Source organism: Chungangia koreensis (assembly GCF_042651785.1).
Lineage (GTDB): Bacteria > Bacillota > Bacilli > Bacillales_A > Planococcaceae > Chungangia > Chungangia koreensis.
In genome coordinates, this window is record NZ_JBHSEC010000019.1 from 358,332 (window position 1) to 379,055 (window position 20,724).

Sequence of the window (20,724 nt, forward strand, 5' to 3'; positions counted from 1 at the left end):
AAGGACTCCATTTTAGGAGTCCTTCTTTTCGCTTTATGTAAACCCTTTAGCAGTTGTTTGATGCTTGTTATATAAAACAAAAAAAGATACCCGCTCTCTTGGGTATCTTGTCATTTTTGGACACGTAGTCTCGCTAATTTTTTTACTGTTTCACTGAACATTTCATCTAATTGCGTGAAGGAGGCATACTGTTTTGGGCTATTTTTGATAAACTGAAGCCTTTCCTTACCATTCAATGGTAGTGCTTCGAGCTGTTCAATCTGTTCTTCCGGTAAATGTTGAAGACCATGGCAGTGCTGCAGAAACTCAATATATAGGCCAAATCCTTCCAATAGGTCTTCGCCTACAGTATCTTCCCTCATCGCATGTAAGGCCAACAGATCCGTTTTCATCCGTTCCCAACGATTTAAATAAACTTGAATATTTTTTGGGCAAATATTTTCCTTTTCAACAATAATCATACACGTACATCCCTATTCTTCATCCTTTTTTTGCCCTCACGGCAAACATCGAGCAAAGGACAAACGGGACATTGAGGATTTTGTGCTTTGCAGTGATAGCGTCCAAAGAAAATCATTTGATGATGAGTTTTTGACCAAAGCTCTTTTGGGGTCTTTTTCATTAATGCTTCTTCTACCTGTAAGGGCGTATCTTTCCAACGGGCAAGCCCCAGTCTTTTCGAAACTCGTTCCAGGTGTGTATCAACAGCGATTGCAGGAACCCCAAAAGCCACTGACACCACTACATTTGCTGTTTTTCTACCAACCCCAGGTAAGGTGGTTAAGACATCTCGATCTGGTGGCACTTCTCCGTTGAACTGATCTATTAGCATCAGGCTAAGCGCTTGAATGTTTTTCGCTTTATTTCGGAAGAGGCCAATTGATCGGATATCGTTTTGTAATTCTTCAATCGGTACGGAGATGTAGTCTTCCGGTTTTTTATATTTTTGAAAAAGATCTTTCGTCACTTTGTTAACCAATGCATCTGTACATTGTGCAGAAAGGACAGTCGCTATCAGAAGCTCGAATGGATTGGAGTGAACCAATTCACAATGGGCATCAGGAAACATCTTGTCCATCTCTTCAAGGCAATGCGACCATTGGGCTTTCGTCATCATCGGTAAACTCTACTCCCTTTCTTCCAACCAATTGTAAAACGGTACTGTTTTTCTCTCTTCTTGTCTTTCCTGTCGAGGTGGCACGGTGGATGTACGGAAATGTCGAGCGTGGCGTTCAGCATCCGCTACCGTTTTAACATTCTTTTTCTTCCATTCAAACAAAATTCGGTCTATGTAACGCAAACTAAGTTTTTGCGCCAATACACCTTCTTTCAGCGCAGCCTTGATGACATCAGCTGTATGTCCGTCTTGGTCGAACCACATAGCGATTGTTTCACATTCCATGGGAGATAATAGTCTGCCAAATTCCTGTTCAAACAGACGGTAAATTTCCCCTTCTTCTTCTTTTTTCTGATCCGTAAATGTTTGGTTCTCTTCCACCACTACACAATCGACCAACCGATTCCAAAGTGGCATCAAGCTAAACCGTTCAAAAAGGACACCTTTCTCGTCAATTTCCTGGACGATGGAAAGGACATTTTTTTGAATCATCCGTTGTAATCCAGAAGATACCTCGTCAAGTGTTAAATTCATTCGAGAGGAGAGGTCTTGGGGGGTGGGAAAAAAATTCCCCTCGGAAGAATAAGCGATAATATGCATCATAAGCATCGCTTCGGAGTCAGTTATACCTATTTTTTTATAGTGGTGAAAAAAAAGCTGGGAAATGATTACATTCCCCTGCTCTGTCCAAATCTGGAGCCGATCGGTTTGCATATCCGAACTCCCTTTCTTATGGGGCCAACAGCTGAATGACGCCATTGGCCGTATCTATTTTAGTAATGTTCTTAGTTGATCCATTAAGGATATAATCTGTTCAAAAGACGTGGGAATGGGATGGATTCACGTACGTGTTCAGCTCCGCTGATCCATGCGACTGTTCTTTCAAGTCCTAAACCGAAGCCGGAATGTGGAACAGCGCCTTGGCGGCTTAAATCCAAGTACCATGCATACGCCTTTTCATCTAATCCATGTTCTTCAATTCGTTGTTTCATTAAGTTATAATCATAAATCCGTTCCGAACCACCGATGATTTCCCCGTACCCTTCCGGTGCAATCAAATCTGCACAAAGTACAACATCATCACGCTCTGGGTGCGGTTGCATATAGAAAGGTTTAATACCAATCGGATAATTGACTATGAAAACTGGTTTGTCATAGCTTTCTGCAATCGCTGTTTCATGCGGCGATCCAAAATCGTCACCCCATTGGATGTCATCGAAACCTTTTTCATGCAGAAATTCAATTGCCTCATCATAAGTAATGCGAGGGAAAGGAGCTTTAATATTTTCAAGTTTAGATGTGTCTCGTTCTAATCGTTCCAATTCAAGCTTGCAATTTTTAAGTACCGACTGAACGATATAAGAAACATATTCTTCTTGTACTTTCAACGATTCTTCGTGTTCAGTGAAAGCCATTTCTGGTTCAATCATCCAAAACTCGATCAAGTGACGTCTTGTCTTCGATTTTTCAGCACGGAATGTCGGTCCGAAAGAGAAAACTTTACCTAATGCCATTGCTGCCGCTTCCATATACAGTTGACCAGATTGGGAAAGATAAGCATCTTCATCAAAGTATTTCGTATGGAATAATTCAGATGTTCCTTCTGGAGCTGAACCCGTGAGAATAGGCGGATCCACTTTAACGAATCCCTGATCATTGAAAAATTCATATGTAGAACGGATGATTTCATTCCGGACTTTCATGATGGCATGTTGTTTCCTTGAACGTAGCCATAAATGACGATTGTCCATTAAAAACTCTACACCATGCTCTTTAGGGGTAATCGGGTAATCAACTGCTTCCTGGATCACTTCAATTCCCTTCACTTGTAGTTCATAGCCAAAACTTGAACGTTCATCCTTTGTCACTTCACCGATGACATACATGGAAGTCTCTTGTGGCATTGCTTTTGCTGTAGCAAAAATATCCTCATCCACTTCGGATTTCACAACTACTCCTTGGACAAATCCGGAGCCGTCACGTAGTTGAAGGAAAGCGATTTTACCGCTTGAGCGCTTATTTGCAAGCCATGCTCCAATTTTAACTGTTTCGCCGACATGGTTCGGCATATCGATAATCATGATTTTTTCCATAATAGCCTCCAAAAAAGTACTGCGATTAGTCTTGCCATTTTGTTTTGACAAATTCATCAATTCTCTTCACTGCTTTTTCTATCAGATCCAAAGACGTTGCATATGAAAGACGGATCGTGTCCGGTGAACCGAACCCAGAACCGGGAATGACGGCAACGTTCGCTTCTTCCAAAAGTGCTTGAGCAAAGTCATCCACAGAAGTATAGCCTGTTTTTTCAGCAGCTTCTCTTACTTCCGGCAATAAGTAAAATGCCCCTTGAGGTCTTAACACGTTAAAGCCTGGAATTGCTGCTACCTTCGGATAGATTTCCTTAAGTCTGCTTTCGAAAGCTCGTCTCATTTCCTCTACTGCATCTTGAGGACCGTTATATGCTTCAATCGCGGCATATTGTGATGTAGTTACAGGATTTGAAGTAGAGTGGCTGGCCAAATCGGTCATCGCTTTTACTATTGTTTCATCCCCAGCAATATAGCCGATTCTCCAGCCTGTCATCGAATGAGACTTTGACACGCCATTAATGATGAGCGTACGTTCTTTCGCATCATCGGATAGTTGTGCAATCGAAACATGTTTCGCGTTATTATAAACGAGCTTTTCATAAATTTCATCGGAAATGACCCAAATATCGGCTTCTTTGCAAACATCAGCAATTTGTTTCAATTCCTCTTCGGAATAGATCATGCCGGTAGGATTGCTCGGCGAATTTATTATTAGAGCACGTGTTTTTTCTGTAATTGCTGAACGGATCTGCTCTGCTGTTACTTTGTATTCTTGCTCTTTTGTTCCTTCGATGAAAACTGGGGTGCCGCCTGCCAGTTTAACTTGCTCCGGATAACTAACCCAGTATGGAATCGGAATGATCACTTCATCAGATGGGTTTAAAATCACTTGGAACAATGTATATAATACATGTTTCGCCCCTACCCCGACCATAATCTCGGAAGGTTTGTATGTAAGTTTCTGGTCCCGCTCCAGCTTCGCAATGATGGCGTTTTTTAACTCAGGCAAACCACCTGCAGGAGTATACTTCGTAAAACCGGCTTCCATCGATTCAGCTGCTGCTTTTAAAATGTTTTCTGGTGTATTGTAATCAGGCTCTCCAGCTCCCAAACCAATGACATCGATTCCGGATGCCTTTAGTTCCTTTGCTTTCGCTGTAATTGCCAGAGTCGACGACGGTGTTAAAGTTTTGACTCGTTCTGCCAAAGAATACTTCAAATCGATCTCCCCTTCTACAAGTTCAGTATGCGTTTCCACCAATTCCCGTTTTCAAACAGAATATACACATAGTTCAATTTATCATTTGTGCCGATATATGAGACTTCCCATACGGGACCGACCTCTTCCAATCCAAGCCGTATGTGTAGGACTTCCTTTACGTCCATCTCACTTTGTACAAAATTCAGTGTATCCTCTTGACTAATTCCTTCTTCAAGAAGCACAGTATACACCTCATTATTAGAGTCGCCCTCCGGAATAAGAACAGCTTTTGTACGTCCTTCTTCATCTTTCCCGATAACTGTCATATTCGAGGTGAGTCCTCGATATACATACGAGTCGGTAACTGATACAACTTCCCCTTCGTCAAGAGCTGTTTGCTCAGCAACCTGTTCAGCAGTCTTATAAGGACTTCGCGCCTGTACCAAAACAATGACAGAAATGACGAGAGCTAAACTAACTAAAAATACACTTATAAAAATTATCCAGTTCTTCACTTCATCACCCTTACGTCTTGTAGATCGTAAAGATTGCTTCTTTTTGGTCTTCCGGATTCAAAGCAAGACCGAACATCAAATTCTGTTGCTTCAATGTGCGGTTTAAAGCATCAACAATCTTATACAAATCTGGTTGATAGGAGATTTTCACTGTTGAGAGAACCTCTATTTTACTTTCCATCTAATGACCCCAATCTTCTCTTATACTAATTTAGTATACCAATTTTCCAATTCCAAGACCATATCTCCCAAAGAGACTTTTTTGACCGGAACTGGCGGCAGTGAGTTGATGAAGTCCTTACCGTATGATTTTCTCTCTATTCTACGGTCTAAAACGATGAACACACCTCTATCGTTAGAGGACCTGATCAATCTTCCGAACCCTTGCCTGAAACGCAAAATCGCTTCTGGAAGTGCATAAGCGGTAAAAGGTTGTAACCCCTTTTCTGACAGCAGTTCTGCACGGGTTTTAAACACGGGTTCATCAGGTGAGGAGAATGGCAGCCTTACAACGATTACAGCAGATAATGCTTCACCAGGTACATCCACACCTTCCCAGAAACTATTCGTACCAAATAAAACCGAATTACTGAAACGCTGGAATGATTTCAGAAGTCTCATCCTGCTTCCTGATGTCATGCCTTGGGCAATCAACATATATTCTGACAAGAGTCCTGAATCTTGGATCAAATCAACAGTCTTTCTTAACATATCTTGCGAAGTGAAAAGGACGAAACAACGTCCTTCCGTAGCAAGTACCGTCTGAATAACCGCATCAGCTACGGCTTCGATAAATTCTGACTGGGGAACTTGTTGGATGTCCGGCATATCCTCAACAATATATAAGCTCGCACCTTTATAAAAGCTTTCAGGTGCCGTATATTGGACGATCGGAACTGATTCAGGAAGGCCGAGTTGATTGGCAATAAACCGCTCATTCTCAGGAACAGTCATCGTGCCAGATGTCCAGATGATTCCCGCCTGTTCACGATGCTGTCCGAACAGAGCCTTTACAGAACCCTCTACGTCGATTGGCCGTTTAACGATCACGAGGCTCCCCGGGATGCTTCGTTTATCTTCTTCAATCCAAACAGAATAGTTTTCGTCGGGATTCAAGAAGATTTCGTCCCATTCCGAAGCCTTAATTTTCATTTCCCGTAGCCAATACAGCCATTCCGATCGGATAAGTGTATTTTTAGCATTCCACTCAATTTGGCTCTTTTTAAATTTCCTTTCAAACATTTCGGCATAATCAATCCACTTGTGGATTTTCTCCACAACATTACTCAATAATTCATGGGCAGTTTCAATATCTCGCAAGAGAACAGACCGTTTTGTCATATGTCTTTTAAACGGCTTTTGAGATAGAGATTCAACTATATTATCGATGGCAAGATCAAAAGATTCGACCATCTGTACATAGCGCCGTTCCAACTCATCTAAAGTGTTTAAATTCCCAATTCCCCATAATGTAGCCAATTCACGTATGGCTCTTAATAACTGGTCATCATCAAAAGTTCCGATTTGGCCAAATAAGTACTTCCACTGTGTATAAGAAAAGACTTTCTCCTCCCTTAACACAGAAGCCGATATGAATTGGTGGGCTTCATCAATCACCCATCCATCTGCATTTTTAAGTAACGGTTCATTGCGATTTAGTTCCGTCAATAGCATCGCATGATTCGTAATGATCAGTTCCGCGTTCCTGCCTTTTTCCAATGCATGCTCATAAAAATCATGGGCTCGCTCTCTATCATCGATTTTGGTATGTGAGTACTTTCGAATTTTATCAATGAAGAACTGGCCTCCACCTGATACATTCAATTCATCTAAATCGCCTGTTTCAGTTTTATATAACCATACCAATGTCTGCATAATTGCAAATGTTTCATCATAGGATTCATCCGTTCCGGACAACAACTCAGAGAACCGTTTCAGATCCACATAATGATTCATCCCTTTTAACATTGTTAAACGAATCGGTTCTCCCAAGACTAATTCCGTTTTTTTAATTTCTTCTTGTAAGAGTTGATCCAACAAATGAGTCGTATATGTGCTAATAATCACCTGTTTTTGCTCTGTTTTTGCATAAATCGTAGCAGGTAGTAAATAGGCAAGAGATTTCCCGATACCTGTAGAAGCTTCCACGACAATTTCCTTTCGACTCGTTAACGCTTTCCATACCGAGTCCATCATTTCGAATTGTCGTTCCCTTTTTTCATACTTCGGGAAAGATTTCTGCAATAAATCCAACTTTTCTTGGTCTTTGACCGGATAGTGCAGTTTGATTGTATTTTCACGATTCAAGGTTTCTTTTTTCTTCAGAGCAATGCCTGCATAATGGTCCGTATCTTCTGATGGAATAGTCCTTCGTTCCTTTAGAGCTAAATAGAAAAGATGAGACAAGTCCGACCTCAAACTAAAAGACCTTTTATGGAGCTGCTCCAAAGTTTCAGACGGCAGCTTTCTCATTTCATTCATGCATTCAATGAACAATTTAGCGGTAGCGAGTGCATCATCGTCAGCACGGTGAGCGTTTTCTAATGGAATTTGAAGATCAGCAGCTAAATCTTGGAGTTTATAGCTATAGGATGTGGGCAATAAAATCTTTGCCAACTCCACAGTATCGACTTTTTTACTCGCTAATCCTGGGAGTTGAGAACGTTTTAGTTCCGCCTGCAAGAATGTATAGTCAAAATCGGCATTATGCGCAACGATCGTACAATCCTTTAATAACTTATAAATTTCTTCAGCGTGCTTTTCAAACGGCAACGCGTCTTTAATATCCGCGTTCGTTATATTCGTCAGTTGCTGAATGAACACCGGAATATCCTTACCGGGGTGGATGAATGTAGAATAGCTATCGATAATCGTCCAATTCTTGACAAAGACGATGGCGATTTGGATCATCCGGTCACCCTTGGAAGGGGCGTGCCCGGTTGTCTCCAAATCGACGATTGCATATGTATGGTTTTCCAAAATATCATCATCTCGCAATCATGGTTCAGTAAAAGAAATTGTATCATATTTATGAAACTGAATCATTTTCAAGCTATCCTCCCTTAAACATGATGGATAAATGAAAAGCGGGATTCATTTCGAATCCCGCTTCTTGCACAGTCAGACTTAGACCTATTTAACATTAAATAGTATCGTCGTCTCCACAGTGCATCGGACAGCCCGGTGCATTTCCGCTGTTGAACAATTCTAATTGTGTTTGAATTGCTGAAGCTGCTGCATTAGTTGTGTTATTTGCTTCAGTTGTGGTAGCAAGGAAATTGTTTGCGATGATAATTTGCGCTTCTATGAACGGACAAGTTGCTCCATTCAGAACGTTCAAGTTAGCTGCTAATAACTGTGTATACAATTGTCTGAACTGTGGTGATGGACCTACAGTTCCTGTGATGACCGCATCATAGTTTGCACTTGTCACAGTAAGACTCAATCCTTGAGCATCGTTTCCTAATACGATAGAACCGCCTGCATCCGCCAACAATTGTAATCCTAAAGTACGTTGTCTATTTGCCCATGCGCCTCTAGTGAAGGTACAAGTAGTCGGAGGAGTTGTCGGACAGTTTGCTGTATTCGAACGAGGACCACAGAAGACATCTCCAAGAGTTGCGTTTGCATCAGCACCAATCTCGATTGGTACATTTACACAAACTACTTGTGAAACTCTAAATCTACATGTGTTGTTTACAGCACGAGTAAATCCAGGTAAGTCTCGGCATCTCTGCGTAAAGCTTGGGTTACCAACACATCTAACCGTAACATCACCAGTATCCACAGTAGGTGTGATGGTAACTTCGGCTTCAACACAAACAAGTTCACTGACTGTACTGTCGCACTGATCCAAATCCTGCAGTACTCCAATTGAAGTACCATTAACTTCAGTAACAGGTGTTTCTTCACATCCGCAAGGTTGTTTTAAGTTATCTGCCATTTAATCTCACCTCCTTTTCCTTATCATCCTATTCAGGTTGATAGAGAGAGGTATAAGCTAAATGGCCTGAGCAAATTGTTCTTTTCACTACTTTTTTCTTACGTTTATGAGATTTACCTTAGCAACATGGCCTGACGGGTGAACAGTCTATTCCACACGAATCAACTTCAGCCTTTGCTCCGAAGCGAACTGGAATTGAAACACGAACAAGTTGATTAATTACATACGAACATTCATCTGAACAACTGCACATTGAATCACAAGGATCCAACGAATAATCCAAACATTCCATCCTGACTCTACCGATTGTTACCTCAGGTGAAACATTAACTCTTGCTTCGATCATGATTTCTTCCTCTAAAAATGCAACATCAGCAGGGCCACAATGTTCTGCTGGTTGAATCAGGGGTGAATAGTACTTTCGCTTCCTTTTTCTTTGCCATTCACGGCACCGTTTTCTGGACATCTCCCTCCTCCTTCCAATCCTTTATATAGTTAGTAGATGCGAATTTCATATAAATTGTGTGGGATTAACTGAGTAAAATAGTAGAGGATTAATTAAAAAGCCCTCTCCAAAATAAGAGAGGGTAATATTGTTCAATTGAGAAAAATCCATTTTCTATCTAATTACTGTCGCTTCCGGCTCGTAATGGATGATTTCGCGGATCGAATTGTCTTCATTCATTATGGCAACAGTTGGTTTATGTGACGTAGCTAACTCATTCATAACATAGACATAGGAAAGGATAATGACGATATCCCCCTTCTGTACCAACCGTGCAGCGGCACCGTTGACACAAATGACACCGCTCCCTCTTTTTCCTGAAATGATGTATGTCTCGAAACGAGCTCCATTATTGTTATTTACAATATGGACCTTCTCATTCGGCAGCATTCCAACTGCGTCGAGAATATCCTGATCGATTGTAATGCTCCCAACATAATTCAAATCTGCTTCCGTAACTACCGCTCTGTGTATTTTTCCATTAAGCATCATTCTTAACATGTTGTCATCCCTTTTTAGTCGACATAATAATATTATCTATTAATCTCACTTTTTCAAAATAAACAGCTGTTGCTAATAACACCTGTTCCGTATCCTCATTCGCTGGTTGGAGTGAAGGATAATCCAACAGGGAAACATAATCGATTTTGCCGGAGGAATTTTCTTCAATTTTGGCAGCCACAACATGAATGGTCTTTTGTACGTCTTGAGTTGTTAAATATTCTTCCATGCCTTTTGATAGGGCTTGGTATATTATCGGTGCTTCTTGACGTTCAAGATCAGTCAATCTGACATTCCGGGAACTTTTCGCAACTCCATCCCCTTCCCTTACTATAGGTACCCTTCTAATCTCTACAGGGAAATCATAATCACGTACAAACGTTTCTACTATAGCCAACTGCTGGGCATCTTTCATCCCGAAATAGGCACGAGAAGGTGATACGATATGGAACAGCTTGGCAATGACTTTCAAAACTCCATCAAAGTGGCCGGGTCTTGACGCTCCACAAAGAGCTTTGGATTGATTGCCTGCAATAATTTGTATACCACCATCAAAAGGATACATTTCCTCGGCACTCGGGTGAAAAATGATATCCACTCCGGCTGTTTCCGCCATTTTCGCATCCCTTTCAAAGTCCCTTGGGTAAGTATCAAAGTCCTCAGTAGGACCAAATTGTGCCGGATTTACGAAAATGCTCATCACTACGATTTCATTTTCTTTTCTTGCATGTTCGACCAAAGACAGATGTCCCTCATGTAGAAAGCCCATCGTAGGGACAAAACCGATCGATTTTCCTTCTCGAATCAATGAAGATATTCTGTTGCGCATGTCTGTTTTTGTTGTATAGACGTTCATTCTTTTCCTCCATATAACTGCTGAAGCTCGTCATCCTTCATCGAAAATCGATGTCTTTCTTGAGGGAAGTTGCCGTTTTTAACACCTGCTGTATATTCCATTAATCCAGCACGGATTGCGTCCCCTACCTCTGCGTATGCTTCAACAAACTTCGGTATATGATGTGTCCCATATTTGACGGTGTCATGGAAGACCAATACTTGACCGTCTGTTTCTGCACCAGCTCCAATTCCAATTACAGGAATCGTCAAACGTTCAGTGATTTCCTTAGCCAGTTGGTAAGGTATACACTCAAGTACAAGCATACAAGCTCCCGCTTCTTCGCAAAGAATTGCGTCTTCAATCAGTTTCTTAGCTGCGTCAGCGGTCTTGCCCTGTACTTTATAACCGCCTAATACAGCTGCAGATTGAGGCAACAAACCTAAATGGGCAACAACCGGGATTCCTGTACGGACCAATAGCCTGATGGAATCAATGATTTCATCGGCTCCTTCCAGTTTCAAAGCTTGTGCTCCTGTTTCTTGGAAGATACGCACAGCATTGCTTAGTGTCCTATCTTGACTGCCATGATAGGTCCCGAACGGCAGATCAACGACCAAAAAAGTACTCTTGGCACCGCGTCTCACAGCTTTTCCGTGATGAATCATATCTTCTGTAGTCACTGATGTTGTCGAATCATAACCTAATACGACCATTCCCAAAGAATCTCCGACCAAAAGAACGTCGATTCCTGCTTCCTCCGCCAATTTAGCTGACGGGTAATCGTAAGCGGTCAGCATAGCAATCTTTTCTTTTTCCTTCTTCATTTTTAACAAATGAGCTGTTGTTTTCATCCGTTTTCTCCTCTCCAGGAGTTCACCAAAAAACCCTTCTATCCAAAAATGGACAGAAGGGTAGTGTAATCAATAATTTGGTTTCCTCCGTCCCTGTCTTTGCGATCAAGGCAGAACATTTAATTGTAAAGTTACAGTTAGATCATTCTTGGTGCAGTTCATAAATGATACTGCCCTTCGACATCAATATAACAGATGCAGTGAATCCTGACAATTCAATTTTCTATAAAAATATCAGCAGAATAGATGCCATGGATTTTTCCGTCATCTGTCTGTATTTGCAGAACGCCTTCTTCCGTAATTCCTATTGCTTTACCAATGATTTCACCATTGACCATTGAAGCACGAATCCGTTTTCCAAGCGTATCTGAATAACTTTCCCATAAGATCTTTAGGGGCCTGAATCCTTGCTCAATATACAAATCCGTGTATTTTTCAATGTACTCGAAAATTTTAGCTGTTAGTACTAAGCGGTCTACATCATTGCCTATTTCTATTTTCAAAGAAGTAGCAATAGACTTTAGCTCATCTGGAAAATCCTCGGTTGTTTGATTGACATTTACACCGATCCCTAAAATGATCGACTGTACGCGGTCCGCCTCTGCCTGAAGCTCTGTTAAAATACCTGTACATTTTCTACCATTAATAAGAAGATCATTTGGCCATTTGATAGAGGGTGTAACTCCTGTTTCGTCTGCAATTGCTCTTGTAATGGCAACCGCCGCCACCAACGTGAACTGTGGTGCAAGTTGCGGTGGGATATCGGGGCGAAGAATGATACTCATCCAGATTCCTTTCCCTTTTGTTGAAGACCAATTGCGTGCCAGGCGACCCTTACCAGCTGTCTGCTCTTCGCTGATTACAACTGTGCCATCCACTGCACCATTAGCTGCTTCTTCATGTGCAATCGATTGTGTAGTCGGGCAACTGTCAAAATAGTGGATTTTCCGCCCAACCCGCTCCGTACTCGTCATAGAATCTAACATCGCAGGATGGAGGGAGTCCATTCTCTTATGAAGTAAATACCCTTTTTTCTTAACAGAAATGATTTCATACCCGTCGTCTTCTAACTGTTTGATATGCTTCCAAACTGCCGTACGGGATATTTTTAATTGATCTGCAATTTGTTGCCCTGAAATCGGTTCATTTCCACTGTTTACTAGCTGCTTTAATATTTCACTTGTTAATGAATTCACGCTGGAACCAGTCCCTTATCTCTTCTCTGTCATTCTGAACTTCTTTTAACACAATCGATTCTTCAAGCCTGTTTAACCATTGCTTTACCCATGGACCGCCTCTTTGTCCGCTCCAGCCGATTAGGTCGTTTCCATTCACCACTATTTCTGAACGAGATTGAATCGGCAAGTTACGATATCCTTCCAAAAGAATCTCATCAGGCATGCGCTGAATTGAAGGATTCAGAATTGAAGTGAAAAATTCCGCTGCTCTTATCGTTTCTTTTGAGAAGTGATAATAATTCATAGGGGACCAAAATGATTGCTGACGAATTTGAACTGCATTCGCTATAGCTTGAATAGTTCTTTTTTCAGCGTTAGATAACTTATATCCTCTAACAAGGTCTTCTGTACGTTTACAACCTGAAATTAGGTTAACGAATGCCCAACCATATGCGGAATTTCCTAAAGCGTTGAAATGCCTCCAATGTTGAAGATTTTCATTAACTCGGTCAGAGTTTAATACCGGAAAGTGTAAAGTCAATGATGTTTCCTTTAATAATCTCATGCCGATTTCAGGATATTTACTGAGAAAAATCTTGTCAAGTTCTACTTTAATACGTTCCACTGCAATGAACGTAATAGATTGAGCTAATTTACGAATCGCTCTGAGGGTTTCGTTTTCTATATCAAAATTCAATTGTGCAGCAAATCTGACCGCTCGTAACATACGTAAAGCGTCTTCTGAGAACCGTTCTTCCGGATTTCCAACACATCGGATGATTTGATGGTGAATGTCTTCTTTACCGGAGAAATAATCCATCACATGTCCGTCAGAATTAATCGCAAGGGCATTCATCGTGAAATCCCTGCGCTTCAAATCTTCCTTTAGAGACTTTACAAAGTGAACCTCATCAGGACGCCGATGGTCAGAATACGAGCTTTCTGTCCGATAGGTGGTCACTTCCACCGGATGATCCGGATGCAACACCATAACTGTGCCATGTTCGATGCCGACGTCAGCTGTCTTTTGAAAGATCTGTTTGACGATCTGTGGTTCTGCTTCAGTAGCAACATCGACATCACCCGGATCCCTTCCAAGCAACAAATCACGGACCGCCCCTCCCACAATGACAGCTTCATAACCGTGTCTTTCCAATTCATCTTGTATTGACTGGGCAGCCGCCCACTTCCTCTCACTAGTCAATAGTAATAAGCCACCTTCTGGTATAATGCCTCATATTGGTCGACTATCTGTTCAGAATTAAACCGTTCTCGGACCGATCTCATCGCCTCTTCACTGAATCGTCGATGCAACCCTTCATCCTCCAGTATTCGTAGAGCGTAAGCCGAAGCGGTATCGGTATCACCTAATGGAGCAACATATCCATTTACTCCATGCTCAATCACTTCAGGTATCCCGCCAATTGCAGTCCCTACGCAAGGTACACCACATGACATCGCTTCTAACAAAACAAGTCCAAAAGATTCCTGCTCAGATAAGAGAAGTTTTAAATGACTGATTGAATATAATTCCGGTAAATCGTCACGTTTCCCTAAAAACATGACATCCTCTTGAATTCCTGCAAGCTCGACAGCCTCAATAGCAGTGGGAAGCTCAGGTCCGTCTCCGGCCAGTAAGAGCTTTGCTTTAGTTCTCTTCCTGATTTTATGGAAGGTTTCTACGATATCAGAAATTCTTTTCACTTTCCGGAAATTCGAAACATGGATTACAAGTTTTTCGTCACGGCTTAATCCGAGTTCATCATATAAGTAATCAGCCGAGCGTTTTCTGTACACGCGTTCATCGACAAAATTATAAATGGTTTCTATTTCCTTTTTTGGTTCAATCAATCTCATAGTATCTATGGCAAGTGCGTTGGAAACGGACGTTGTCGCCGAGGATTTATTGATTGCGTATTTTATACTCCCATTTAAAGCGGGATCATGCCCTAATACTGTTATATCGGTCCCATGTAATGTTGTGACAATCCCGACATCTACCCCTGACATATCTTTTGCAAGCACGGCACAAACTGCATGCGGTACAGCGTAATGTACATGGAGAACATTCAATTTTTCCTTAAGGATGACTTCAGACATTCGGTTCGCCAATGCGATGTCATATGGCAAGTACTGAAATACTGCATAACTTGAAACTTCTACTGGATGATAGAAGATGTTCGGATAATGTTTATTTAACCGGAACGGCCTGCTTGACGTAATGATATGTATCTCATGCCCTCTCTCCGCTAACAGCTTAGCCAATTCCGTAGCGACGACCCCAGAGCCGCCTAACGAAGGATAGCATGTAATTCCGATTTTCAATTTTTCCATCTTCACACCCCATTAACTACGGCTTGAATTTGACTTGATCAGCCGCCAATCAATAAAACCTTCTGACAATCCCTTTAAAAGAACTTCCGCAGTACCCATATTTGTAGCAAGCGGAATATGATACACGTCACATAACCTCATTAAAGCTGTAATATCCGGTTCATGAGGTTGTGCTGTCAAAGGATCTCGAAAGAAAATCACCATATCCATATCGTTATTTGCTATCATGGCACCAATTTGCTGGTCACCGCCAAGTGGACCAGATTGGAAGCGATGAACCTGTAATCCTGTTTCATCAATGATGCGCTGTCCAGTCGTACCAGTAGCATATAGCTGATGTTCCCCTAATATTTCTTGATAAGCGATGACAAATTGGATTAAATCATCCTTTTTGCGGTCATGGGCAATCAATGATATTTTCAAAAGTTACTCTCCTTTAAAGTAGTTTTTCCAATCCGTAAATGAGCTTGTTCAGTTCCATCACTTTACGGATGGCTATTTTAATACCCGACATAAACGATTTCCGATCAAATGAATCATGCTTTAGTGTAAGTAATTGGCCTTCGCCGCCGAATAGAACAGTTTGATGGGCAACCAGACCAGGTAACCGGACACTGTGAATCGGGATGCCGTCATAGTTCGCTCCTCTTGCACCTTCCATCGTTTCATGCTCATCCGGATGACCTTGCTTATGGCTTTCCCGTACTTCAGAAATCATCTGTGCAGTTTTAGCAGCGGTACCGGATGGAGCATCGAGCTTTCGATCGTGATGCAATTCAATAATTTCTACCTCCGGAAGATACTCTGCAGCCATTTTAGCAAATTTCATCATAAGAATAGCACCAATTGCAAAGTTAGGAACAATAAGTGCCCCTGTCTTTTGATCGCTCGCCATGCTTTCCAGTTCCATTAGTTCTGCATGCGAAAAGCCAGTGGTTCCAATCACAGGGCGAACACCACTCTTTAAAGCAATGATTGTATGTTCATAAACAGATTTAGGCGTTGTCAGGTCAAGAAATACATCGGGAGTTGTTTCCTCTATCAACAATTTTAGGTCTGTATAGATAGGAACTTCATAATCTGTTGGAAATATAGTCAGCTCATTTAACTGAGTGCCGACTTCTTTATAATCTAAAGCGGCCACTAATTCCATTTCAGCCTCTTCCATGATTGTACGGACGGCCTCTTGTCCCATCCGTCCACGAGGTCCTGCAATTGCTACTCGTATTGGCATAGTTAATCTTCCTTTCTTGTCCAACGATCACGATCACGTACATTGAATTTCTCGATAACGGCAGTTAACGCACGATCTAATTCAATGCTCTGCGAGTTCGCGAAACACACTAATACAAAAAAAAGGTCCCCGAGCTCTTCTTCCAAGTTCTTTTCCGCTTCGGTTTGTTTTTTCTTTTTCGTTCCATATACATGTTGCACCTCTCGAGACAGTTCCCCTAATTCTTCTGTGAGACGTGCGAGCATTTCCATAGGTTCAAAATAACCTTCCTTAAACTGTGATATGTATTGATCTACATCTAATTGTAACTCATGTAAGGATTTCTTTTGTTCCATTTTGATCACTCTCCATCCCTCTCATCGTAATAAAAATATGCGGTTGTTGTCAAAATACTGAAAATGGCTGATAATAGCTGTATCATAATCGACACAACATTGAGGTGAACTGTTTGCTTGAAGGAATCAAATTAAAAAATATACTATATATCTTGTTAGGCACTGCTATATATAGTTTCGGCCTTGTGCATTTTAATATGCAGTTTGAATTGGCGGAAGGCGGATTTACTGGGGTCACTCTTATTTTATATTTTGTCTTAAAGTGGGATCCAGCGATCATGAACTTGGTGCTTAATATTCCGATGTTTATTATCGGTTGGAAATTGCTTGGGAGAAAAGTATTTATCTATACTCTCATCGCTACAGTTTCTGTATCTGTTTTTCTTAAGCTATTCCAAGTTTACCAATTCGATTTGAATCTGGAAGATGATCTTCTCCTTGTTGCGCTTTTCTCCGGTGTCTTTTTAGGGGGAGGACTTGGTATTGTATTCAGATATGGCGGGACAACTGGTGGCGTTGACATTATTGCTCGGCTTGTTCAAAAGTATGCAGGCTGGAGTATGGGAAAAACCATGTTCTTATTTGATGCGGTCGTATTAATATTATCCCGTATTACCTATTTGGATAACCGGACTTTAATGTACACGGTCGTCGTGGTGTATTTATCTGCGAGAGTGATTGACTTTATACAAGAAGGTGCGTACGCAGCACGTGGTGCGATGATCATCTCTGATTATAATGATGAAATTGCACAACGGATCACGAAAGAACTCGACCGAGGTGTAACGGTTTTAATAGGTAAAGGACACTACACGAAACAGGACCGGGAAGTGTTATACTGTGTCGTCAGTAAAAGTGAAATTTTCAGGTTAAAGAATATTATCAATTCCGTTGACCCTTTCGCCTTTGTAACATTGATGGAAGTCAATGATGTTTTGGGTGAAGGCTTCACGCTTGATGAGTACCGCCAACCTGTTTCTTAAGATGTTAGCTATCCAATGCCATATTGGATAGCTTTTTTCTATTAATAGCAACAATAAGATTACATAATAAAAATATGAGTAACTAAAAAGAAAGTCCCTCATCCATTTCGGATAAGGGACTTATTTGTGTATTCTATTCGTCTCTTCCCATACCTGTGTAGATTAGAACAAGACGAAGCAATTCAAGAACGGCAACTGCAGCAGCAGCAACATAAGTCATTGCAGCGGCACTTAATACTTTCTTCGCATGACGTTCCTCTTCGTTTCGGATAATACCAAGGCTGACGATTTGATTCATCGCTCTGCTTGAAGCGTTAAACTCAACTGGCAATGTGACGATTTGGAATACAACACCTGCAGCAAGTAGAACAATCCCCAGTAACAACGCACCGGAAAGCTGAGCAAAAATCCCAATCATTACAAAAACCCAAGATAGATTAGACGAGATATTAGCAACCGGGACAAGTGCATGACGGAATTTCAAGAAAGAATAGGCTTCCTGATGCTGGATGGCATGTCCTACCTCATGGGCTGCTACAGCTGTTCCAGCTACAGATGAATTATGATAGTTGTCGGAAGACAACGCAACGATTTTGGTCATTGGGTTATAGTGGTCACTAAGAAACCCTCGCGATTCCACAACCTTTACATCATGCAGGCCATTTTGATCTAAAATTAGCCTTGCAACTTCTGCACCAGTCATACCAGAAGTAGAGCGAACTTTAGCATATTTTTTATAGGTACTTTTAACTTTAAATTGCGCATAGATCGGTAACAGCAACACGATAGCAAAGTAAACGATATATATTCCCATCCAACCATCCTTTCTATATCTATATACTCATTTTATCGGCTCTTAATGGGCTTGGTCAACCGATAGGTCAGCCTTTGATCGCCCGATATATTTAACACAGTAAAGCGCTAAAAGAATACAAGCGATGGAAAGCCAAAATGTAAAATAACCGATTTCACTCATAAAATCGAGTAAGACGGAATATGTCGGCATTTGCCCGAAAACATAATCGATGACATCATTATGTAATGTCCAAATAGCTGCAATGATAACATGAATATAAGAGAAGTCATACTTCGGAATATAGAGAACCGCTTGAAGAGCCATCGCAAAATGTGAGCCGACAAGCATCCATCCTTCCCAACCAATATCTCCAGTTTCCGCTAAAGTGAGTAGATTCATGACTACCGCCCACAAACCATATTTCACCAGTGTAATCAACGCAAATGCTTCGATTAAACGCCAATTCTTATTTAGCAGCCAACCGAATACAGCAATAGTAAAAAAAAGACTCGCGGTAGGGCTGTCTGGTACAAACAAGTAATAGATCGGGTCTGTCACTGACAGCTGTCCCTTATACCAGTAATACCCGAAAATCGTTCCTCCTAAATTGATGAAGAACAATAGCCATAAAAAAGAGCGATTATATAAAAGTATCGTTAGCTGCCGCCAAAAAGACATGAACATGACCCCTAACTAGTATGTATAAAAAAAGAGCCAGTTTCCTGACTCTTTTGTTTATCATTCAGATTTTAGACTTGCAATGTACTCTGCAAGCTTTTGTAGATCCTCTTCAGATCCTTCCCAAAGTCCTGGTGGCATACCGCCTCTACCGTTGTGAGCGATTTCCATAATTTCTTCAGGTTTTAAACCAGTGTCAACAAGCGGTAAACCTGCGCCACCTTCAAAGTTTTCACCGTGACAGTTAATACATGATGAACCTGCATAGATTTGATATCCTTCAGCTTCCTTATCAATTTCAACTTCGGCCACGATTTGACCTTGTGCTTCTGCTTTTTCCCAGTCATGGTTGACTACAGATTCATAAGTCAAGTAGAACATAGCTGCAATTGCAAGTAGCATGAAACCAGTTGGCAATGGACGTTTGAACGGGCGACGCTCAGGTCCTTTGTCGATGAATGGTGCCAATGCAAGTGCACCGAACGCTAGTCCAGGAACAATGATTGCTCCGATTACGTTATATGGACCAGACGCAAATTCATATTTCAATAGTTGATATAAAAATAGGAAATACCAGTCCGGTAGTGGAATATATGCAGTATCAGTCGGGTCGGCTTGACGTTCAAGCGGCGACGGATGGGCGACTGTAAGCAAGAGATAACCTACTAAGAATACCGCACCTACAAGCCATTCTTTCAATAGGAAGTTAGGCCAGAAAGCCTCAGTCTTTCCTGGATATTCAGAATAGTCTTTAGGAATGTTCGGTTTGCGATCTGCTCGAATACGAGAGTCGCCGACAAATTTCATCCCTTTTCCGCGATGCATAGTGTCCCCTCCTTTAGAAATAATCTTAGGAGCTGCCCCTCCTCGTATGATTCATGATCCGATTGGATCAAAGATCCTCGAGAAAGCGTACTCCTGACGCTGTAAATCACAATGGTCCAGAAATACCTTGTCGTCGAATCATGATAAAGTGTGCTGCAAGCAACCCAAGCAAAGCAGCTGGCAAGAAGAATACATGAATCGCGAAGAATCTTGTTAACGTTTGTGCACCAAGAATTGTATCATCTCCGGCAAGAAGAATCTTAATCGATTCACCGATAAATGGTACTGATGCGGCAATTTCAATACCTACTTTCGTTGCGAACAATGCTTTCATGTCCCAAGGAAGCAAGTATCCAGTAAATGCTAATCCAAGCATAACGCCGAAGATTCCAACTCCGACAAGCCAGTTAAGCTCACGCGGCTTTTTATAAGAACCGGTAAAGAATACACGTAGTGTATGAAGGAACATCATAACAACTACCAAGGATGCACCCCAATGGTGCATACCACGCACAATTTCACCGAATGCTACTTCGTTTTGAAGGTAGAATACGGATTTCCAAGCATTTTCAATATCCGGCACGTAGTACATAGTTAAGAACATACCGGAAAGAATTTGAATGACAGTAATAAAGAATGTCAAACCGCCAAAGCAATAGACAAATGCAGAGAAATGATGTGCAGGGTTTACGTGCTCCGGTACTTCGTGGTCTGCAATATCACGCCAAATAGGAGTAATATCAAGACGCTCATCAACCCAATCGTAGATTTTGTTCAGCACTGATGTAGTACCCCCT

The 20,724-nt window shown here is 41.4% G+C and carries 24 protein-coding genes; 1 reads left to right on the plus strand and 23 read right to left on the minus strand.

What is annotated here, in order from left to right; translation table 11 throughout:
• Positions 1-110: 110 nt before the first annotated feature.
• From ACFOZY_RS10920 to ACFOZY_RS11010, 19 genes are all read right to left on the minus strand, one after another.
• Positions 111-461, minus strand: a complete 351-nt coding sequence (locus ACFOZY_RS10920) for a YpoC family protein (RefSeq protein ID WP_378155323.1) — start codon at positions 459-461, stop codon at positions 111-113.
• Complete coding sequence (gene nth / locus ACFOZY_RS10925; RefSeq protein ID WP_378155325.1) at positions 458-1,117, minus strand: endonuclease III; 660 nt, start codon at positions 1,115-1,117, stop codon at positions 458-460. Before nth ends, ACFOZY_RS10920 begins: the two co-directional genes overlap by 4 nt.
• A 9-nt stretch (positions 1,118-1,126) precedes the next feature.
• A complete protein-coding gene (locus ACFOZY_RS10930) occupies positions 1,127-1,876 on the minus strand; it encodes a DnaD domain protein (RefSeq protein WP_378155327.1) in 750 nt (249 codons plus the stop codon).
• Between the two features lie 38 nt (positions 1,877-1,914).
• Positions 1,915-3,210 (minus strand): asparagine--tRNA ligase, encoded by a 1,296-nt coding sequence (gene asnS, locus ACFOZY_RS10935; protein WP_378155329.1) that lies wholly within the window; start codon positions 3,208-3,210, stop codon positions 1,915-1,917.
• 25 nt (positions 3,211-3,235) lie between these two features.
• A complete protein-coding gene (locus tag ACFOZY_RS10940; RefSeq protein ID WP_378155331.1) occupies positions 3,236-4,429 on the minus strand; it encodes a pyridoxal phosphate-dependent aminotransferase in 1,194 nt (397 codons plus the stop codon).
• A 14-nt stretch (positions 4,430-4,443) separates the two neighbouring features.
• Positions 4,444-4,926, minus strand: coding sequence for a cell wall elongation regulator TseB-like domain-containing protein (locus ACFOZY_RS10945; protein WP_378155333.1), 483 nt, complete (start codon positions 4,924-4,926; stop codon positions 4,444-4,446).
• A 10-nt stretch (positions 4,927-4,936) separates the two neighbouring features.
• The gene (locus ACFOZY_RS10950) at positions 4,937-5,107 is read right to left on the minus strand and encodes a YpmA family protein (protein WP_378155335.1); all 171 of its coding nucleotides are present in this window, start codon (positions 5,105-5,107) and stop codon (positions 4,937-4,939) included.
• Positions 5,108-5,127: 20 nt separating this feature from the next.
• On the minus strand, positions 5,128-7,923 hold the full coding sequence (dinG, locus tag ACFOZY_RS10955; protein ID WP_378155337.1) for an ATP-dependent DNA helicase DinG: 2,796 nt from the start codon (positions 7,921-7,923) through the stop codon (positions 5,128-5,130).
• A gap of 145 nt (positions 7,924-8,068) precedes the next feature.
• Positions 8,069-8,869, minus strand: coding sequence for a hypothetical protein (locus ACFOZY_RS10960; RefSeq protein WP_378155339.1), 801 nt, complete (start codon positions 8,867-8,869; stop codon positions 8,069-8,071).
• A 118-nt stretch (positions 8,870-8,987) separates the two neighbouring features.
• Positions 8,988-9,335: a hypothetical protein gene (locus ACFOZY_RS10965; RefSeq protein ID WP_378155341.1), complete on the minus strand. Its 348-nt coding sequence runs from the start codon at positions 9,333-9,335 to the stop codon at positions 8,988-8,990.
• Between the two features lie 153 nt (positions 9,336-9,488).
• Positions 9,489-9,875 carry an aspartate 1-decarboxylase gene (gene panD, locus ACFOZY_RS10970; protein ID WP_378155343.1) on the minus strand — a complete coding sequence of 129 codons (387 nt, stop codon included), beginning with the start codon at positions 9,873-9,875 and terminating at the stop codon, positions 9,489-9,491.
• A 4-nt stretch (positions 9,876-9,879) separates the two neighbouring features.
• Positions 9,880-10,731, minus strand: coding sequence for a pantoate--beta-alanine ligase (gene panC / locus ACFOZY_RS10975; protein WP_378155345.1), 852 nt, complete (start codon positions 10,729-10,731; stop codon positions 9,880-9,882).
• Positions 10,728-11,564: a 3-methyl-2-oxobutanoate hydroxymethyltransferase gene (panB, locus tag ACFOZY_RS10980; RefSeq protein WP_378155347.1), complete on the minus strand. Its 837-nt coding sequence runs from the start codon at positions 11,562-11,564 to the stop codon at positions 10,728-10,730. The genes panC and panB overlap by 4 nt, the downstream gene beginning before the upstream one ends.
• 215 nt (positions 11,565-11,779) lie before the next feature.
• Complete coding sequence (locus ACFOZY_RS10985; RefSeq protein ID WP_378155349.1) at positions 11,780-12,760, minus strand: biotin--[acetyl-CoA-carboxylase] ligase; 981 nt, start codon at positions 12,758-12,760, stop codon at positions 11,780-11,782.
• Entirely contained in the window at positions 12,741-13,946 is a 1,206-nt protein-coding gene (locus tag ACFOZY_RS10990) for a CCA tRNA nucleotidyltransferase (RefSeq protein WP_378155351.1), read from the minus strand. Before ACFOZY_RS10990 ends, ACFOZY_RS10985 begins: the two co-directional genes overlap by 20 nt.
• Positions 13,943-15,076 (minus strand): N-acetyl-alpha-D-glucosaminyl L-malate synthase BshA, encoded by a 1,134-nt coding sequence (bshA, locus tag ACFOZY_RS10995; protein WP_378155353.1) that lies wholly within the window; start codon positions 15,074-15,076, stop codon positions 13,943-13,945. Before bshA ends, ACFOZY_RS10990 begins: the two co-directional genes overlap by 4 nt.
• 12 nt (positions 15,077-15,088) lie before the next feature.
• Positions 15,089-15,499: a methylglyoxal synthase gene (mgsA, locus tag ACFOZY_RS11000; protein WP_378155355.1), complete on the minus strand. Its 411-nt coding sequence runs from the start codon at positions 15,497-15,499 to the stop codon at positions 15,089-15,091.
• A gap of 13 nt (positions 15,500-15,512) precedes the next feature.
• A complete protein-coding gene (gene dapB, locus ACFOZY_RS11005) occupies positions 15,513-16,310 on the minus strand; it encodes a 4-hydroxy-tetrahydrodipicolinate reductase (RefSeq protein WP_378155357.1) in 798 nt (265 codons plus the stop codon).
• 2 nt (positions 16,311-16,312) lie between these two features.
• A complete protein-coding gene (locus tag ACFOZY_RS11010) occupies positions 16,313-16,645 on the minus strand; it encodes a nucleotide pyrophosphohydrolase (RefSeq protein ID WP_378155359.1) in 333 nt (110 codons plus the stop codon).
• Positions 16,646-16,758: 113 nt separating this feature from the next.
• Between ACFOZY_RS11010 and ACFOZY_RS11015 the strand changes: the two genes are divergently transcribed.
• Complete coding sequence (locus ACFOZY_RS11015) at positions 16,759-17,628, plus strand: YitT family protein (protein WP_378155361.1); 870 nt, start codon at positions 16,759-16,761, stop codon at positions 17,626-17,628.
• 133 nt (positions 17,629-17,761) lie between these two features.
• Here ACFOZY_RS11015 and ACFOZY_RS11020 read toward each other — a convergent pair whose 3' ends face one another.
• The 4 genes from ACFOZY_RS11020 to qcrB form a co-directional block, all read right to left on the minus strand.
• Complete coding sequence (locus ACFOZY_RS11020; RefSeq protein ID WP_378155363.1) at positions 17,762-18,442, minus strand: zinc metallopeptidase; 681 nt, start codon at positions 18,440-18,442, stop codon at positions 17,762-17,764.
• A 42-nt stretch (positions 18,443-18,484) separates the two neighbouring features.
• Positions 18,485-19,102 carry a lipoprotein heptaprenylglyceryl N-acetyltransferase LhaT gene (gene lhaT / locus ACFOZY_RS11025; RefSeq protein ID WP_378155365.1) on the minus strand — a complete coding sequence of 206 codons (618 nt, stop codon included), beginning with the start codon at positions 19,100-19,102 and terminating at the stop codon, positions 18,485-18,487.
• Positions 19,103-19,162: 60 nt separating this feature from the next.
• Positions 19,163-19,927, minus strand: a complete 765-nt coding sequence (locus ACFOZY_RS11030; protein ID WP_378155367.1) for a menaquinol-cytochrome c reductase cytochrome b/c subunit — start codon at positions 19,925-19,927, stop codon at positions 19,163-19,165.
• A gap of 106 nt (positions 19,928-20,033) precedes the next feature.
• Entirely contained in the window at positions 20,034-20,708 is a 675-nt protein-coding gene (gene qcrB, locus ACFOZY_RS11035; RefSeq protein WP_378155369.1) for a menaquinol-cytochrome c reductase cytochrome b subunit, read from the minus strand.
• Between the last annotated feature and the right edge of the window lie 16 nt (positions 20,709-20,724).

Excerpts from the sequence above, each read along its gene's own strand:
- ACFOZY_RS11030 (WP_378155367.1), bottom strand. The coding sequence starts at position 19,927 with ATGCATCGCGGAAAAGGGATGAAATTTGTCGGCGACTCTCGTATTCGA.
- ACFOZY_RS11010 (WP_378155359.1), bottom strand. The coding sequence starts at position 16,645 with ATGGAACAAAAGAAATCCTTACATGAGTTACAATTAGATGTAGATCAA.
- ACFOZY_RS10965 (WP_378155341.1), bottom strand. The coding sequence starts at position 9,335 with ATGTCCAGAAAACGGTGCCGTGAATGGCAAAGAAAAAGGAAGCGAAAG.
- ACFOZY_RS10920 (WP_378155323.1), bottom strand. The coding sequence starts at position 461 with ATGATTATTGTTGAAAAGGAAAATATTTGCCCAAAAAATATTCAAGTT.
- ACFOZY_RS10960 (WP_378155339.1), bottom strand. The coding sequence starts at position 8,869 with ATGGCAGATAACTTAAAACAACCTTGCGGATGTGAAGAAACACCTGTT.
- ACFOZY_RS10950 (WP_378155335.1), bottom strand. The coding sequence starts at position 5,107 with ATGGAAAGTAAAATAGAGGTTCTCTCAACAGTGAAAATCTCCTATCAA.
- nth (WP_378155325.1), bottom strand. The coding sequence starts at position 1,117 with ATGATGACGAAAGCCCAATGGTCGCATTGCCTTGAAGAGATGGACAAG.
- ACFOZY_RS10930 (WP_378155327.1), bottom strand. The coding sequence starts at position 1,876 with ATGGCGTCATTCAGCTGTTGGCCCCATAAGAAAGGGAGTTCGGATATG.
- panD (WP_378155343.1), bottom strand. The coding sequence starts at position 9,875 with ATGTTAAGAATGATGCTTAATGGAAAAATACACAGAGCGGTAGTTACG.
- ACFOZY_RS11020 (WP_378155363.1), bottom strand. The coding sequence starts at position 18,442 with ATGGGAATATATATCGTTTACTTTGCTATCGTGTTGCTGTTACCGATC.
- bshA (WP_378155353.1), bottom strand. The coding sequence starts at position 15,076 with ATGGAAAAATTGAAAATCGGAATTACATGCTATCCTTCGTTAGGCGGC.
- asnS (WP_378155329.1), bottom strand. The coding sequence starts at position 3,210 with ATGGAAAAAATCATGATTATCGATATGCCGAACCATGTCGGCGAAACA.
- panB (WP_378155347.1), bottom strand. The coding sequence starts at position 11,564 with ATGAAAACAACAGCTCATTTGTTAAAAATGAAGAAGGAAAAAGAAAAG.
- dapB (WP_378155357.1), bottom strand. The coding sequence starts at position 16,310 with ATGCCAATACGAGTAGCAATTGCAGGACCTCGTGGACGGATGGGACAA.
- panC (WP_378155345.1), bottom strand. The coding sequence starts at position 10,731 with ATGAACGTCTATACAACAAAAACAGACATGCGCAACAGAATATCTTCA.
- lhaT (WP_378155365.1), bottom strand. The coding sequence starts at position 19,102 with ATGTCTTTTTGGCGGCAGCTAACGATACTTTTATATAATCGCTCTTTT.